This window comes from Bradyrhizobium monzae, assembly GCF_021458635.1.
Taxonomy (GTDB): domain Bacteria; phylum Pseudomonadota; class Alphaproteobacteria; order Rhizobiales; family Xanthobacteraceae; genus Bradyrhizobium.
In genome coordinates this window covers 14381-29268 of record NZ_JAIRDQ010000014.1, presented here as the reverse complement: position 1 = coordinate 29268, position 14888 = coordinate 14381, and the positions used below count along the sequence as shown (strand labels likewise).

The 14888-nt window shown below is 60.6% G+C and carries 18 protein-coding genes and 1 pseudogene; 11 read left to right on the top strand and 8 right to left on the bottom strand.

The features are described 5' to 3' along the window. Positions 1 to 228: 228 nt before the first annotated feature. The gene (locus K3F49_RS34400; RefSeq protein ID WP_234685311.1) at positions 229 to 420 is read right to left on the bottom strand and encodes a DUF3606 domain-containing protein; all 192 of its coding nucleotides are present in this window, start codon (positions 418 to 420) and stop codon (positions 229 to 231) included. Positions 421 to 1672: 1252 nt separating this feature from the next. Here K3F49_RS34400 and K3F49_RS34395 point away from each other — a divergent pair. Both K3F49_RS34395 and K3F49_RS34390 read left to right on the top strand, forming a co-directional pair. Beyond that, a complete protein-coding gene (locus K3F49_RS34395) occupies positions 1673 to 2011 on the top strand; it encodes a hypothetical protein (RefSeq protein ID WP_234685310.1) in 339 nt (112 codons plus the stop codon). Between the two features lie 440 nt (positions 2012 to 2451). After that, complete coding sequence (locus K3F49_RS34390) at positions 2452 to 2958, top strand: hypothetical protein (RefSeq protein WP_234685309.1); 507 nt, start codon at positions 2452 to 2454, stop codon at positions 2956 to 2958. 535 nt (positions 2959 to 3493) lie between these two features. On the opposite strand, the gene K3F49_RS34385 is transcribed toward K3F49_RS34390, so the two are convergent. From K3F49_RS34385 to K3F49_RS34375, 3 genes and pseudogenes are all read right to left on the bottom strand, one after another. Continuing rightward, on the bottom strand, positions 3494 to 4045 hold the full coding sequence (locus K3F49_RS34385; RefSeq protein ID WP_234685308.1) for a DUF4142 domain-containing protein: 552 nt from the start codon (positions 4043 to 4045) through the stop codon (positions 3494 to 3496). An 81-nt stretch (positions 4046 to 4126) separates the two neighbouring features. Continuing rightward, positions 4127 to 4354 (bottom strand): hypothetical protein, encoded by a 228-nt coding sequence (locus tag K3F49_RS34380; protein ID WP_234685307.1) that lies wholly within the window; start codon positions 4352 to 4354, stop codon positions 4127 to 4129. 8 nt (positions 4355 to 4362) lie between these two features. Then, positions 4363 to 6150, bottom strand: a pseudogene (locus tag K3F49_RS34375) (thiamine pyrophosphate-requiring protein). Between the two features lie 564 nt (positions 6151 to 6714). Here K3F49_RS34375 and K3F49_RS39540 point away from each other — a divergent pair. The 3 genes from K3F49_RS39540 (at position 6715) to K3F49_RS34360 (ending at position 9188) form a co-directional block, all read left to right on the top strand. Continuing rightward, on the top strand, positions 6715 to 7059 hold the full coding sequence (locus tag K3F49_RS39540) for an ATP dependent DNA ligase (protein ID WP_346657383.1): 345 nt from the start codon (positions 6715 to 6717) through the stop codon (positions 7057 to 7059). Positions 7060 to 7330: 271 nt separating this feature from the next. After that, on the top strand, positions 7331 to 7522 hold the full coding sequence (locus K3F49_RS34365; RefSeq protein ID WP_234685305.1) for a hypothetical protein: 192 nt from the start codon (positions 7331 to 7333) through the stop codon (positions 7520 to 7522). 1453 nt (positions 7523 to 8975) lie between these two features. Continuing rightward, positions 8976 to 9188 carry a hypothetical protein gene (locus K3F49_RS34360; RefSeq protein WP_234685304.1) on the top strand — a complete coding sequence of 71 codons (213 nt, stop codon included), beginning with the start codon at positions 8976 to 8978 and terminating at the stop codon, positions 9186 to 9188. A gap of 614 nt (positions 9189 to 9802) precedes the next feature. Here the strand turns inward: K3F49_RS34360 and K3F49_RS34350 are convergent. Beyond that, positions 9803 to 10105 (bottom strand): hypothetical protein, encoded by a 303-nt coding sequence (locus K3F49_RS34350; RefSeq protein WP_234685302.1) that lies wholly within the window; start codon positions 10103 to 10105, stop codon positions 9803 to 9805. 182 nt (positions 10106 to 10287) lie between these two features. Between K3F49_RS34350 and K3F49_RS34345 the strand changes: the two genes are divergently transcribed. The 3 genes from K3F49_RS34345 to K3F49_RS39290 all read left to right on the top strand — a co-directional run bounded on the left by K3F49_RS34345 (position 10288) and on the right by K3F49_RS39290 (position 11093). After that, positions 10288 to 10491, top strand: coding sequence for a hypothetical protein (locus K3F49_RS34345; RefSeq protein ID WP_234685301.1), 204 nt, complete (start codon positions 10288 to 10290; stop codon positions 10489 to 10491). A gap of 32 nt (positions 10492 to 10523) precedes the next feature. Continuing rightward, positions 10524 to 10754 (top strand): DUF6894 family protein, encoded by a 231-nt coding sequence (locus tag K3F49_RS34340; RefSeq protein ID WP_234685300.1) that lies wholly within the window; start codon positions 10524 to 10526, stop codon positions 10752 to 10754. A 216-nt stretch (positions 10755 to 10970) separates the two neighbouring features. Further along, complete coding sequence (locus K3F49_RS39290) at positions 10971 to 11093, top strand: hypothetical protein (RefSeq protein WP_276575445.1); 123 nt, start codon at positions 10971 to 10973, stop codon at positions 11091 to 11093. A gap of 403 nt (positions 11094 to 11496) precedes the next feature. Here K3F49_RS39290 and K3F49_RS34335 read toward each other — a convergent pair whose 3' ends face one another. Both K3F49_RS34335 and K3F49_RS34330 read right to left on the bottom strand, forming a co-directional pair. After that, positions 11497 to 11766 carry a hypothetical protein gene (locus K3F49_RS34335; protein ID WP_234685299.1) on the bottom strand — a complete coding sequence of 90 codons (270 nt, stop codon included), beginning with the start codon at positions 11764 to 11766 and terminating at the stop codon, positions 11497 to 11499. 52 nt (positions 11767 to 11818) lie between these two features. Beyond that, positions 11819 to 12073, bottom strand: coding sequence for a hypothetical protein (locus tag K3F49_RS34330; protein WP_234685298.1), 255 nt, complete (start codon positions 12071 to 12073; stop codon positions 11819 to 11821). Positions 12074 to 12756: 683 nt separating this feature from the next. On the opposite strand from K3F49_RS34330, the gene K3F49_RS34325 reads away from it, so the two are divergent. Both K3F49_RS34325 and K3F49_RS34315 read left to right on the top strand, forming a co-directional pair. After that, positions 12757 to 12924 carry a hypothetical protein gene (locus tag K3F49_RS34325; protein ID WP_234685297.1) on the top strand — a complete coding sequence of 56 codons (168 nt, stop codon included), beginning with the start codon at positions 12757 to 12759 and terminating at the stop codon, positions 12922 to 12924. Between the two features lie 1090 nt (positions 12925 to 14014). Further along, complete coding sequence (locus K3F49_RS34315) at positions 14015 to 14188, top strand: hypothetical protein (RefSeq protein ID WP_234685296.1); 174 nt, start codon at positions 14015 to 14017, stop codon at positions 14186 to 14188. A 1-nt stretch (position 14189) separates the two neighbouring features. Here the strand turns inward: K3F49_RS34315 and K3F49_RS34310 are convergent, their stop codons facing one another. Further along, on the bottom strand, positions 14190 to 14459 hold the full coding sequence (locus K3F49_RS34310; RefSeq protein WP_234685295.1) for a hypothetical protein: 270 nt from the start codon (positions 14457 to 14459) through the stop codon (positions 14190 to 14192). Positions 14460 to 14557: 98 nt separating this feature from the next. On the opposite strand from K3F49_RS34310, the gene K3F49_RS39285 reads away from it, so the two are divergent. Next, positions 14558 to 14872, top strand: a complete 315-nt coding sequence (locus K3F49_RS39285; protein WP_346657382.1) for a cytochrome P450 — start codon at positions 14558 to 14560, stop codon at positions 14870 to 14872. The last annotated feature ends 16 nt before the right edge of the window (positions 14873 to 14888 follow it).

The following is a 14888-nucleotide window of genomic DNA, read 5'->3' as shown; positions in this document are numbered from 1 at the left end:
TATCCTATTGCACTCGCACGGCCTGCCCGCGCCGCACTGGCAACCGTCGCCCGTTCGCTCCACGGCCGATCGGGAGGTTCTCGCAAACCCAGCCAAGGCCGTGGCCGATGGGGCAATTTTGTTCAGTCAAAGAGCAGCCCGGCCACCATGTGAGCGAAAGATACCATAAGACCGGAAATGCAAACCGCTATCGCGACGTCGACATAGAACAGCAGCCATTCGCGGTCCTCATTGCGCATCTGCCTCTTTGCCCAACTCCTTGCGGACCGTGGCTGCAGAGTTGCCCACCTTATCGACCGCTCTTTGAAGCACTTCACGGGTGACGCCGAGCGCATGGGTCCAATACTTGACCTCGTGAGCCTCGTGCATGTTGATCTTGCTGCGGTTGGGCTGACGACGCTTGCTGAGATTATCCGCCACGTTCATCCTCCGTGATCTGGAGAAGAGAACGCTGCTAGGAACGGCGCGTTCCTCTGCTCATTCGCGTCGAGCGTGGCGAAGCAGTGACGGTGCACCAGATTGTCGATCAGGCCGTGAGTTATGGGCGAGTGGTGCCTGGCGCCGGCGGCGACAAGAGCCTGCAAAAGCTATCGTCTCAGGAAAATTACGCGCAACGGATCATGCGCGCGAATGAAGTGAAGCGGCTGAGGACCGCAAAGCGGGCGGAAAGACAGGCGTTATCGCGCCGAAGAGCCTCGAGGAGTACCTGGAGCAAACTTGGAGGATGTGGGGGACCCGGCCGCGGAATGTGATCCTGAACCACTATGGAAACATTCGAGGCATGAACAATCTTGAGGACTGCTTACGCGAGATCCTAATTTCGCGCCCTGAACCTCAGGTGGGCGACGTTGAACGCGCGGCGAGGAATTCGGACGGCACCCGACGCCCTCAATAGGGGCGGGCTTCTACCCCGACCGCATCGTCGCATTGCGAAGCGAGGGCAATGTGGTCGTCTTGGTCGAACAGTCTTACCATCCGGACAAGCGGCCTGACGCGATCTTGGAGCAAGTTCGGGACGCCGAAGTCACTCAAGCTGCTCACCGCGCTCGGCCGATGCGGCGGAGCAAAGATAAGCCGTTAATCCTCGAGATCGTAGCGTGCGTTCCCATCGATATCACGGTCGACACCACCGGCACGTTCGAAGAGTGGCTGGAGACCTCTCCGGCCTCCTCGCGGCGCGCGGATTCTGGCCGACTAGCTGGGAAGGCAAACAGGCGGCTTTGGCGGACCTTTTTCCCACTCCTACCGCCGTACGCCGCTGGTTCGAGAAAAACCCGACCGAAATGGCATTGCGCGAGGGGGGATGCGGTATTGGCGGCGAAAGGTGCCCTTCGTCCTTATAGAGATATTCCTATAAGGACGGAGGGCACGGGGGTGGCCCCTATATCGGTACAGAATCGCCGGCTCTAGGCGATCTCATCTGGTGTCGATCGATCCGGCCCTTCATTCGGATCGTGCGCGGCGTGGTCCGATCGATTGGGTAAAGCTCTGGCCCTTTTTGAATCGGTCGGGGAGGACGTCGGACCGCCAACCGTCGAAAGCTGCCCTCCACTGGTCCTGACTCTCCCGCAGGCACCGTCCATCGTGTCCGACGTCTTCGGCACCGATCGCCGTGACCCAACCGCCGCCCTTCCCTGTGGCCCCGCTGCACGTCCGGACGGCTGCCGGCGACGTGCGCTTCTGGCTGGCCGAGGACGAGGGCCGCCCCGTCCTGGCGCGCGCTCTCCCGCCGCCGGCTCTGCGCCCTGTGACGGAACCTGTCCTCACGGTGGACGCCATATGCGACCACATCGGCATTTCGCGCTTCGCCCTCAAGAACCACATGGGCAAGTCCCGCTTTCGGAAGCTCCCGGGCGCGGAGCGCGAGCACGCGGCCGTTCGCTGGATGACCATCAAGGTTGGCCGAGAACAATTCATTGCCGCCGTGCGGGCGCTTGCAGAGCAGATGCGCGGCCGCGCCTTAGCACTCCTTCGGTTGCGACTCCTGAATTGCCTTGCATGCTTGAACTGACAGGAACGCGGGGAGAGGGTAGATGAAAGTCAGGACTGCGCTCACGTGCGCGGCGCACTAGCTGTTGCGGCATGTGCTAGCGGCCAAGCCACGGCAAACGAGAAGCTCGGCGCCGTCGTGCGCAGGCTTACCGATTATTTCGGCCGGCGCGCTCGAAAAGGTCGTCAGATCCGGGATGACGGCGACGGTCGTTTGCAGCTGTGCAGCCGAGATCGAGGTCGCGCGGGGTAACTCCCGAAGGAAGGCTTCGATGCGTGAGCAGTTCAACCGCAGTTCAAAGAAACGCTGGCTCGTTGTGCGGGAGCTCAGTGAAAAAGTGACGCCAGCGGCAACGTCCTGAGAAGTACCCCGCATCGCCAAACTCAGTCCCGCGAACCATGCCTCAAGCGTCACAGTAAACCCGATCAAACCGCTGAAAGCGACAAAACGGATCGCCTCATATGACCTCCGACAGCTCCGCCGTCATCTCGCTCCGCCAAGCTCCACCAAAATCCAATGCCTTGACGGGCGCTGAGCGCGCCAAGGCTTACCGGGATAGAAAGCGGAAAGGAAAACACGCGCCGGCTGAAGCTGACGCTCCGCCGCCAACACCGGCCGCGCGCCTTGAAACGGAAGATGCCCCCGTAACGCCGCCCGGCGCCGCAACAACGCTGCCTGTGACGGCCGCCGCGCCCCACCTCGTTACGCTCGCGCCCGTCACGCCGTCACGGCTCCAAGTCGCCCCGATTCTCATTACGATAGCCGCTCTCGCGCTCGCCGGCGTCGGCATAGCAATCAACGGTTGGTTCGCGCGATCGCTAGGTGCCAGCGACATCGCCGGATGGCTCTTCCTCGCCCTTGGCGTGGCCGCCGATCTCATTGCGCTGGGGATTCCATCCCGTGCCGCCAATCTCTGGCCGATCCGCCAGCGCGGGACCGCTCTCTTGGGTGGTTGCTGTGGCTGGTGACGTTCGTTTTCGCCGTCACAGCGGGCCTTTGTTTCGCCTCGACGAACGTTAGTGACATGACGCTTGCACGTGCGTCACGTCACGCCCGCCGTCACGGCTTCGCAGTCGGCTCTTTCCGACGCGATGACAGCTCGAGATCGCGAATGCAAAGGCGGAACAGGAAAGTTCTGCCGGGAGCGCGAGGCGGCGGTCGTAGACCGACGACAGATCCTGGACGCGGCGGTGGCCGCCGTTGGGCAAATTGCGGATCCCCAGACGGATGCCGCGGCGAAGCTCATTGCATGGGCTTCGCTCGGTACGGTTCGACCGGCGCCGAGCGATTTCGCCATGCTTCGGCTCGTTCTGCTCGCGCTACTGCCCAGGTCGGCGGCTTGCTGATGTTGCTCGGGCGGCGCTCGCAGATCATTGGCAAAATTTCTCCCGCAGAATGCCCGATTGAGAGCGTGCGGACACCTATCGCTCTTTGCGATTCAACCACCCGAGAGACCCTCGTTGCTTGAAGAAGGCGCCGGCGGAACCGGCGCTCTCCGAAACCTTACTTCGATTGTCCGACGCTCGGCGCCTTGCCGAGCTCCCGCGCCATGTCGAGGTGGTGGCGCAATGCCGGAAGCGTCTTGCCGGCCCAGTCCTTCAGCGCGGCATTGTCACCGCCGTTAGCGTAGCGCTCGAATAGCGAGACCGCATCCTTGTGCGCGCTGACCTGATAGGAGTCGAAATCCGAGCTGAAATCCTTGCCCGTGGCACCCTTGAGCTTGTCCAGCTTGCTCTGGTGCGAGCTGTCGAGCGCGGTCGGTAGCGTGGCCTGCACCTTGCCGTCCCCGACGAGAGCCTTGAGCTCACTGCTGGTCTTGGTGTGGTCCGTCACCATCTGCTGAGCGAATCTCGTCTCCTGCGCGTTGCCCTTCTGCTCCGCGAGCTTGCTCGATTCGATCTCGAACATGTCGCTGACGGCGACCTCCTTGACGAAATCGGCAGTCGTCGGCGCGACGCCGAGCGCCGAGTTCACGCCGGTCTTCTCGCCGAGCGACTGGGCGAGCGCTGGGCCTGCGAGCAGTACGCAGGCAGCGGCAATGATGGTGCGTTTCATAGTTCGGTCCCTCTGATTGGCTGCGCGGCCGCTTCCGCGCGAATCTTTGTGCCGACCAACACCGCGCCCGGGCCGATGTTCCTAATCCGTCGGGTTGCGGCCGGTGCTGGGATTGATCGGATCGGTCGGCTTCCGCCGCAGTCGCTCCGGCAGGAAAGGTTCGGACGGCAAGACCGACGGCGTCGCGCGCACGTCGGCATAATGCTGCGCCCGCTCGTGTGGCGTCTGATTGGCATTGATCTGGTGCTCCACATCGACGCCGTCGACGGGATCGTTGACGCCATGTTGAATGTCATGGAAGTCACCCATGGTTAACCTCATTCCTTTCCGGGCAGGATCTTTTCCAGCACTTGCCGGGCTGCTCCCTTGATCACCCCGGTTTCGTCGGGATCGCCCTTCATCAAGGCAAGCGAGAAGTTCTTGGCCTGCTGCAGGGTGATGTGCGGTGGCAGCGGTGGCACCTCGGGATCTGTCTTTACCTCCAGCACGACGGGCATCTCGCTGGCCAACGCCTGATCCCAGGCCGAGCCGAGCAGTTGCAGGCTGTCGACGAAAATGCCGGCGAGGCCGATCATCTCGGCGAAGCGCGAATAAGGCAACGTCGAGGATGCGCTGCGAGGCCTCGAATTTGGGATCGCCATCGATGATGCGCTGCTCCCAGGTGACCTGGTTGAGATCTTCTTTGTTGAAGACGCAGACGACGAAGCGAGGATCGCGCCAGGATCGCCAGTATTTCGCGGCGGTGATCAGCTCGGCCATGTTGTTCATCTGCATGGCGCCGTCGCCGACCAGCGCGATGACAGGTCGGTCCGGATGGGCGTATTTCGCGGCGAGGGCGTAGGGCACGGCCGCGCCCATCGAGGCGAGACCACCGGACAGCGAGGCCGTCATGCCGGGCCGAATCCTGATGTCGCGCGCAAACCAGTTGGCGCAGGAGCCGGAATCGCTGGTGATGATCGCGCGCTCGGGCAGGCGCGGCGAAAGCTCCCAGGCGACGAGCTGCGGATTGATGGGGGCAGCAGGCTGGTGCGCACGGTCGTCCAGCGTCTTCCACCATCTGGCGACGCCGTCCTCGATACCCTTGCGCCAGGCGCCGTCACTCTTGGGCGCAAGGCGTGGCAGCAGGCTCCGCAATGTCTCCGCGGCATCGCCGACTAGGCTGACTTCCATGGGAAAGCGGATCGACGACATTGCAGCATCGATGTCGATTTGCACGCCGCGTGCGGCACCTTCTTTGGGAAGGAATTCCGCGTAAGGGAACGCGGAGCCGATCATTAGCAGCGTGTCGCATTCCATCATCATGTTGTAGCTTGGCTCGGTGCCGAGCAGGCCGATCGAGCCCGTAACCCATGGAAGATCGTCCGGCAGGGCCGCCTTGCCGAGCAGCGCCTTGGCACAGCCGGCGGACAGCGGTCGGCGACCGCAATCACCTCGTCGGTGGCGTTCAGCGCACCTGCTCCGATGAGCATCGCGGTCTTCTTGCCGGCGTTGAGCACCTCCGCGGCTTGATCGAGCTCGGCTTCGCGCGGCATCACGCGTGGGGCGCTGTAGCCGACACCAGAATGCAGGGTCCCGTGCGCGCGCGGCGGCGCTTCATAAGGTTCCTCTTGGAGGTCGTTGGTCAGAATGATTGCGGTCGGAGCCCGGCTTGCGAGCGCGATGCGCACTGCGCGGTCGATCAGGTGGCGCACTTGGGCCGGTGAGGACACCTGCGCCACATAGGCGCCCGCGACGTCCTTGAACATCGAGACGAGATCCAGTTCCTGTTGATAGCTCCCGCCAAGCGCACTGCGCGCCTGCTGGCCGACGATCGCCAGCACCGATTGGTGATCGAGTAGCGCATCATAGAGGCCAGTAATCAAATGCGACGCCCCGGGGCCCGATGTCGCGATACAGACGCCGAGTTCGCCGGAAAATTTCGTATAGGCGCTCGCCATGAACGCCGCCATCTCTTCATGCCTGGCCTGCACGAAATCGATCTTGGCCTCTGCCCGGTTCATCGCGCCGAACACACCGTTGATGCCGTCGCCGGGGTAACCGAAGATATGGCGGACTCCCCATTGATGCAGACGTTGGACGATGAAGTCGGTGACGGTCTGGGACATCTGGGCAGCGGGTTGCGTTACCCGGGGAACCGTGGCTGCCACGTATAGTTCCTGGGACACATGCGGGACAGGACTCGAGGGCGGCCTTCGGCAATCGGGAGTTCTTCCTCAACAAACCGCACAGCATCGGGCCGAACCGGAGCAGGAGTGATACCTGAGACCGTTCTCCTTTGTCACATCCTGTTCGCGGGCCGTTCGAGGATGGTTCTTAAAAACACAACCTAGAAAGCCATGTGCGGTTGTGTGACCACGTTGGAATGTAATTGCGGATGGAACACCTGAGCGGCTTGGAGAGTTGCAGACTCGTTGAGTGAAGAAGGTAAACTGCCCGCCATCGGCGCGAACCCGGGGGCGGGTATTTTTGTGAGTTGGGTAAGTGGCAAGGCGTACCAGACCGGCGATGCCAGGCTTCATCAAGCCTCAGCTCGCCACCCTCAAGATGAAAGCCCCGGCGGGCGAGGACTGGATTCACGAGATCAAGAAGGCCGCCGCCCGGCTGAATTTCGAAGGTATCGTTTCGAAACGTGTTGACGCACCGTATCCATCGGAGCGGACCGAAGCCTGGTGGAAGGTGAAGACGGTCCAGCGCGACAAATTCCCCATTGTCGGTTTCGTCAAAGATCCTACCGGCGTTGCAGCGCTCTATCTCGGCAAGCAGGATGCGAAAGATCTGCTGTACACGGAAAGGTTGGCACCGGTTGGAGCCGAACCAAATCTGTGGAAATCCGCAAGGCGTTGGATACGGTCGTTAGTCCGAAGACAAAGCTCACCAGGCCTATCAGGAAGCCCAAGGCGACGTGGGTCGAGCCGAAGTTCTACGCCGAAGTAGAGTACCGGGACATCACGTCCGAAGGGCTGTTGCGAGCCAGCTCCTTCAAGGGATTGAGCAGAGGAACGCGCCGTTCCTAGTAGCGTTCTTTCTCTAGAATAGGGCGCAGTTAATAGGTCCAACGGCTGCCAAACTTCGATGCGCTGTTATCTATTCACGCTCGACGACTGCGGTAGCACACTGAATGCGCAAGAAATCGACTGCAATAACGTCGAAGAGGCTCTACAGCTGGGCTCTCCCGCAGTGGCGAACCACCCTGTGGAGGTTTGGTGTGGTCCGCGGTGTTTCGCACGCTTTGAGCCGGAGCGGAGACGATCGAGACCGCTGCCGCGTCTGTACAAACTTCTATCCGTGGTCGAACGTCGCATTATCGAAGGCGAGCAGCACATTGCACATCAAGAGACGGTGATTGCGCAGCTAAAGCGGGACGGGCGCGATCTTGCTATCGCGCTATCCGTCCTCGACACACTGATCGACACCCAAAAGGCTCATTTGCAGGAGCGGGCTTTGATTGTCGCCGAAGTGGCAAAGCGATCAGGATAGGACACGACGAACGTCGCGGCGAAGGCTGCAGGCGCCCGGCTTGGCACGGCGCAGCTTTGTCAGGGACGGTGCTTGGAAACCCGTGAGCGGGGCCATGTTGTCCCCGCTCGGTGGCGCCTCACAGGTAAAAAGTCGATCCCTTCGCCGTGGCCGGCGACAATGCTCGTAAGGGCGCGGCGATGAAGCTTCGCCTTACCCTTCAGAGCTCCCGCGACCCGACCCCATGGCACTGTTCAAAATCCATCAAATGCCGGACTCGTGAGCTCTCGCACTATTCCAAGGTGGCCTTGTCCGCTCAGCAATTTTATAAGGAGGCGGAAACTGCCGCACGCAGGCGGCTCGTAGCCTCAACCAAGTCAATCGAGATCGCTGGTCGAATCTCACCGGCGAGTGGGCAGCACTCCCTCTCGCGGTCGAGGGGGTCAGATCTTCCGCGCGGTTAGCATGAATGCCTGCAGCAGTTAGCTGGGCAAAGATGATGGGCGCGCCGCTTCCGCGGGGATAATTCCCCTTGGCAGAATCCATCGCGGATCGGGTGACAACTGCCGCGGACGCGTGGGTATGGAGAACCCGCTGGCTGTCGAGGCCGAGGGTTTTTGTTGCCGATGCTAAAGCCAGACACCCTGCGTGCCAAACAGCACTGCTACAAGGGAAACCAAGAGACCAATTCCTGAGAAAATGGCAACTGCGGATAGTTGGTCAGAGCCGGTATCCAATGATTTTTGAGTGTAGATCGCTCGTGCTGAAATCGATGTTGGCATCATTGCTCCCCAAATAGTCCCGACCCACAAAGATGTCTCCTCAACACGCGCAAACGTTCAAACTAACCGTCTCGGCAACGAATGCCAAAGCCGTCACATGTAAGCGCAAAAGACTCTTTCGCCTTCGCGTCTTCAAAACAAAAGCGTGTGCCGATGTCTGCGCGATCGGTCCACCAGTTGATCTGTTTCCCTTTCGCTATCCGCGAAGCTTCTCCGCGCAGTAGATCCAACTGTCTTCCGGCTGCGTGGACTATCAGGCAATGTTCGTTAGACATGAAGATCATCCTCAGAAAGGACTCTCGAAGAGCACGAAGGCCGCAGCCTGGGGGCAGACTGCGGCCCGCGCATTTGGTCAAAAAATTCCGGGTTAAAAAGATCTAAGTGAAATATGCAGCCAGCCCCGGTGAGTGCAGACGTACAGCAACTCCGCCGCGCTGCAATGTAATCTAAGTCACACTTGGAAATGTATTTAATTGCGTAGCAAGTGAGGGAGGACCCGCCGGGGCTGGCAAACTGGCGAGCCCTCAACCCCAAGCACAAGGCCGCGTACGTCGGCCCCGTCCCACAGGCCAGCCTGGGCCCAATTCCCTACCAAAGTCTATATGTGACGATGATCTTGCGGCTTAACTCTAACGGGCTATGATGCAACTCATATTAGAACTTTTTCGAACTTTGTGTTTTGGAGCTACCCATTGCCAACATCCATCGAAGCGATCGTTTCGGCTTACGTACGTTTGAAAAACCGGCAAGCTCTGGAGCATATGCGAGAGTTGCGCCGCCAATTGCTCAAACCACTACAGTCCAAATCCAGCATCGACACGGCTCAGTCTCGAGATTTTATACTTGAGGACATCCGAGTGATCGAGGGTGGTCTGGAGCAGTTGCGCTCGCCACCACACGGCTGAGCATCTGGTCTGTTCCTGATTTGCCCGGACCGGCCTGGGATGTGGGTAAGCCCTGCAACCGCCGCGGCGATCGTGCGGAACGTCGCGGTGTCGGTTGCGGGAGCCGTCTTGGACTGCTCCTGTGACCCTCGCGTCGGCACCATGGATGGCGAGGAACGTTTGCGCTTACTCGGATACAGCCAACGTCCAGAGACGGCCCGGGCTCGCAGGGGCAGGGGTATGGCCGGGCCGCTCGCTAGCTCGGATGACGAGCCAGCGAGACTCACAAAGCCTAACTGCCCGCTTTTGTTCCTCGCTAGGGAAAGGGCCAAGCGGGTTTTCCTTTACCAATTTACAGAAGTCAGTTCCAGCGTTAGCCTAGCGGCTATTGCAAATCCGAATTTTCGTTGTGGGTAGCGTCATGTCGAGTGCAATTGATTTGATTGTAGATGGGTACGCAAGGCTGAAAGATCGGGAGGCCTTGGAAAATCTCAGGATGCATCGCCGACGCTTGGCCGTAGACCTGAAGGCTAGAATCGGGTTCGATTACCGATCGTCGATCGTACAGGTCGAGCAAGACCTCGCGGCTATTGAGGCTGGGATTCAAACGCTCTCCGGCCCAATCGCGGGTTAGTTCATTTAGCATGGCTTAGCAAAGACCGCCGGTCACGCTGGGCTGGCCTGCTGGGCCGGCGTCCATTCATGCCGGCCAGCGCGAGCCAAGAATCTGCCAGAGGACCAAGAGCACCGCGATAACAAGCATTGCGTAGACCGTCCTGCGGCCCATCCGGTTCATTCGAGAACCTCATATTCAAACGCCACCCCTCGGGGTCGTTTTCCTCAAACCATGTCTCGGCCGCGTCGGTGCTCGCAAATACCTTGACATGGTCCTTGTCGCCGACCTGCTTAGCGGTGTTCACGTACACGAAGACGGTCATTGATCCCTCTTCAGCTTGCGTCGGCCCCGGACTCCGGGACGTAGAGCCGGTTCAGTCCGCGGATTTATTAACCTAAGTTATCGCGCCTGAGCGGGTCGTAGGGGCACAATCGTCTACTGCCGATTGGCGCGCGGTCACCGCCGGTGTTGCGCGCCTGTCCTCCTCCTGGAAAGGAGCATGCCATGTACAAGCGGCGGCGTCGTTTCAAACAACAGCTTACGCTTCAAGATCGTCTGGCGGCTTGGTCCAAGCAAATCGAACTGGAGGCTGCGAAGCTTCCCCATGGCCCCGAACGTGACGCCTTGATCAAGAAGGCGCGGCAGGCCGACGTAGCCAATCATCTCGACAAATGGGCTAAGTCGCCGGGATTGCAACCGCCGAAATAGGAACGCGACCAGCTCGGCAGCATTACTGACGCATGCCGAGGTACTTCTTTCACATCACGCATGAACGCCATGAGATCGACCGCGAAGGCGAGGAGCTGCCCGACAAGCATGCTGCGTGGAAGGAAGCCACGATAACGGCCGGGCAGATCCTTCAAGGCATAGACGGTAAGCTTGCGCCCGACCGGGATTGGCGAATGGAAGTAACGGACGAATTCCAGAACACGCTGTACGTTCTCCACATCCACGCTGAAAAGCCGAAGTAGGCCGCCTCATTTGGGTACTGTCCGTATTTAAATCCCAGTGTCCTAAGGTGAATTTCGAAATGTCCTAATTCGCGGAATTAGCTTGCGATGGCGTCTGAAACCCGACCTGTCCGCGGTGGAACTGAATCGACTCGGCGTCGTTCCAAAAAGGGAATTAACTGGTTCCACTCATGAAAAGCCGCCGGTTGCACTTCCAACCCAGGAGGGAGCCGTAGCATGATGATCAGAGAACGCCACTTCGATACGTACTCGATCCCGGCACGCATTTGCTTCGCCATTGCGTTGGGCGGCGGCGCGTTGCTGCTCGCGGTGGCGATTACGAGCATTTACTTCTTGTAGCAGGGCCGTTGTCAAAGAGGCCGCCTCAGTTGGTGGCCTCTTTTGGTAGTGGAGAAACCCCATCGATTCGGCGGGGTTTTGTTTCCCCTCCGCGGGTGTCCCGTAATGCGACATAAAACCTTGGCACAACTTGTGCACACTAATCCGCACCGGTCTTTTGCACCCACACCCACCGGGGCTGGAAAGCCGCGGCCCGCGTCACATTTAAGCGGGCGGCGTTTTTGCTTCTAAACGCAAAGACCCCAGCTCCGGGCTGAATCCGTTGGGGTCATAGCGCACCAAAAGGTGTCCGGGTGTGCGACGGCCGAACGAAGACAGCCTAGCCCCACTGTCCTAATTCAATTCATCGTTACGACTGTCCTAATTAGGACAACACCGGCGGCCTGGATGTCGGTGATGCTGCTTACTGACGCGGGAATGGGCTGGCGCTCGGCGCCATCAGCCGCACGAAGGAGCCGCTTTCCTGCAGATCGAGCCAGCCTTGCTCGATCGCATAGCGCAGCCCGGCTCCGAACTCCGGGCCGCTGGCCTCCAGCGTGAACAGGAACGGGGCGTTGATGCGCTCGATATAAATGCGGCCGTCCTGGACAGCCGGGACGCTGGCAGCGAGCTCGATCAGCTTGCGCGCCGCGGCCTCCGGGTTGGAGTAAGGACGGTCTTTGGTCATGTTCATGGATCGGTCCCCCAGCCGTGGAAAAACGTTCAACCAACTATAGGGCGATTCTTCATCCGATGCTCGATGAGCCAGCGTGCAGCCTGGTCCGATCTCCCGTCAGCTCCTCGACATAGTCGTCGATCGCGCTCCGCAGTTTCTCGGCGTCGGCGCCGTGGGCACGCCGCCCGAGGATGAGGTAGCGGCGCAGCCGGTCGAGCTCGGCCAGGTCTGCGGCGATATCAGCGGCCCGGCCAGCTTCTCGGCGCTGTTGCTCGCGATATTCGTGCCAGGCCTTTGCGGCCGCGCGGTTCTCTGCCTTGGTCATGACGCCCATCGAAACGCGGTCTCGGCGAGAGTCAAATTATCAATCCCTTGGGTCGCGGAATCCTAGCGATACCCAGCGGGTAGGGGGACAGATCGTCTCAAAAAGGATGTGCTGATATTCCGAATTATTGCTTGCTCCGTCGGGCAAAACAGTGGTTCATAGGGTGCTCCCGACCGAATGAGGAGCGCACCCTATGGCGGAAGAATTCCCAGCGTCGTCCGAGCTATCGAAGATAGCCAAGCTCAATGGAGACTTCCGAAGAAACTACGGGACGTTGCTTGGAGCGTTCTTGTATCTAAGATCTATCAGCGCCGCGGGCGGACGTTCCTGGCTATTGGGTGGTTTGTTTTCCCTCCTAGGTTCGGCTGTGCTCGGATGGCTGAGCAGGCGTGGCCTTGCCACGTATTGGTGACGCCCGTTGCGGAGGCAGCACATGGCCAACGCGCTGATCGTTCGCCCAGGAACCGATCTGTTGCCGCCGACAAGCGATGGACGCGTAGCTCAGTCGATGTCGACGGAACATCAGCGGTATTCGCCGAAAACCAGATGGCGACCATCGCGGTCTATGCGGCGAAGCATGATCTCGCGATCGTTCGCACCTACAGAGCTGAGGGTCGGAGCGGCCTTCTAGGCTGGAAGTCGCACCATAGGGATCGGGGGTATCCTGCTACGAATTGCGCGTCATGGACAATGAGTTCGATCCCCAGCGGCAGGCGGAAGCGGCGATGAAAGAAGCCGTGCGCGCGGACGGCGCAGAACGGCAGCGCTTGATCCAGATTGCGCAGGCTTGGCTCGAAGTCGCCCATCCCGGGCCATCGTTCCGCTCAGGTCCGTCGGTCCGCCGGGCCTAATTGTCGCCCGCATGCGCTCCGAAAGGCGAAGGACCATCTCGTGGTGATGGCGACGCGAGTTTCTCCGCCTCGCGTGATGATCTCCCGCCGACGGTCAGGATGGTCGCGGTCGCCGCCATTGGCCCTGCTGAGTTCCACAGCCAAAACAACCAACGAGTCTCTCGCTGTGGATGGAAACCGGAAGCGTGATCCCCGCGTTGGGGTGAATGGACGATGATGATCTGCAAGCCCGCAGTGAACAAGCTCTCGTCGTAGTGACCCTCAGTACGGCAACGCTGGTCGCGTGCGTGACCCTTTTGGTATCTCAATTGTAACGCCGCCTCAGTCGGCCGCTATCACTTCGGAAGATGCTGGGCGGTCGGTGGTTGCGCAGAGCAAGCGGATATTTCCACGGAACGTCGCGCCGGATTCGCTCTGCTCACCGACATAGGCATCGACACTGGCCTCAACGGCTGGGCGCTCGCCCGAAGGACGAGGGAGATCGATCTGGACTTTCCGATGGCCTACATGGCGGGCCGTTCGCGCCGGCGCAGCTGGTCACCGCCGTCTCGCAGCTTCTTAACGTGGGGAGGGGGCCCGTCTGACCCGGCTGGACGTTGCGCCGGACTTCAGAGCAGCGTCAGGACCGCGACAACCACGACTAGGCCCGTCGCGGTCACGCACAGGACTCGCATAATCTGCCCCGTTGGAAGGGCCTGCCCCGCGGCGAACTCTATACCGGGAACCCGGTAGGCGGAACCGAAACTTTCCCGTGACTTCATGTGTTCACGACAGGGGGCGCAGCACGCGAGGCCTTGCCCATGCCCCTCATGCCGATAGGTGATGTGTTTCTCACGGTCGCGGTCATGACCTTGGCCTTCCTCGGCGAAGTCGCGGTGTTCGCTCTCCTTGGCATCTTCTGAAGTATCGCTGTCGTCAGGGAAGTCTGGCCGACGCAACAAGTCATTCTTGAAGGTCCGTCGCAGATCGCGGGAGGAGCGTGATGTCCACCATCACCGGCAGCACGGAAGTTCGGCGGTGTGGCCGCCCCGGATTCCTACGGTCGCAACGATGCGTGATCGTTTACGATCTGTGATTATATTTCAGTCCCATGGACGTCGAGTACGACCCCGAGCGCGAGGCATTTTCGGCGATGAAGCTCGCCGCCGAAGCCGATGGCGCCGAACGGCAGAGGTGGATCAACGCCGCACTGGCGTGGATCGAACTCACTCGCCTGCGGGTGCCGGTCGGTCGCGAGCGCCTAGGGAGGGAAGAGGCGGTCTAAATTAGGCGGCGTCCAAGCGGCACTCCGGGCAGGTGTCGCCGATCGAATCGAGGACGCCGTGGACTTCCGCGACCGCCTCGTCGGGAGAGAACCCAGACGGCGGATCCTGCCGGGCGACATCGAAGGCGCGGTCGCGCGCATGGGGGTCGGCGCGGTCCTGCATCCAGCCGTGCTCCTCGCATTCTTGAATAGCACCCGCCTCCTGCAGCACGTTGATGGCCCACCCTCGCAGCGTGCGGATCGCCGGCCTCCGTTCCTTCGTCATCAGCATCGAGATCACTCCTGCCGGGACGAATCCTTCGGCCCGCCTGCTCGTTCCGGGGGTAGCACGGGTCAGGGATTCACGATCGGCAGGGCTGGGGCTTCCACGTGTTCCGCAGCTCTAGAGCCCTGCGGGGATTATCGGATCCCTCGACGGGACGGCAACTCAGCCGGACAGAGGTTCGCTCGAACATTCTCACTTTTCTTTCGGCGGGACATGAGACGACTGCGAACACTCTGGCTTGGTCGATCTATTTGCTTTCACAAGTGCCCGAGCGGCGGGCACGTGTCGTGGAGGAAGCTGAACGCGAATTGTCCAATCCGGGAGATGACTTGGCCGACCGGTTGATCATCACAAAGGCAGTAATAGAAGAAGCGCTCCGCCTCTACCCACCAATCGCCGCACTCAGCCGGCTGCGGTAGAGACTGATGTGTTGGG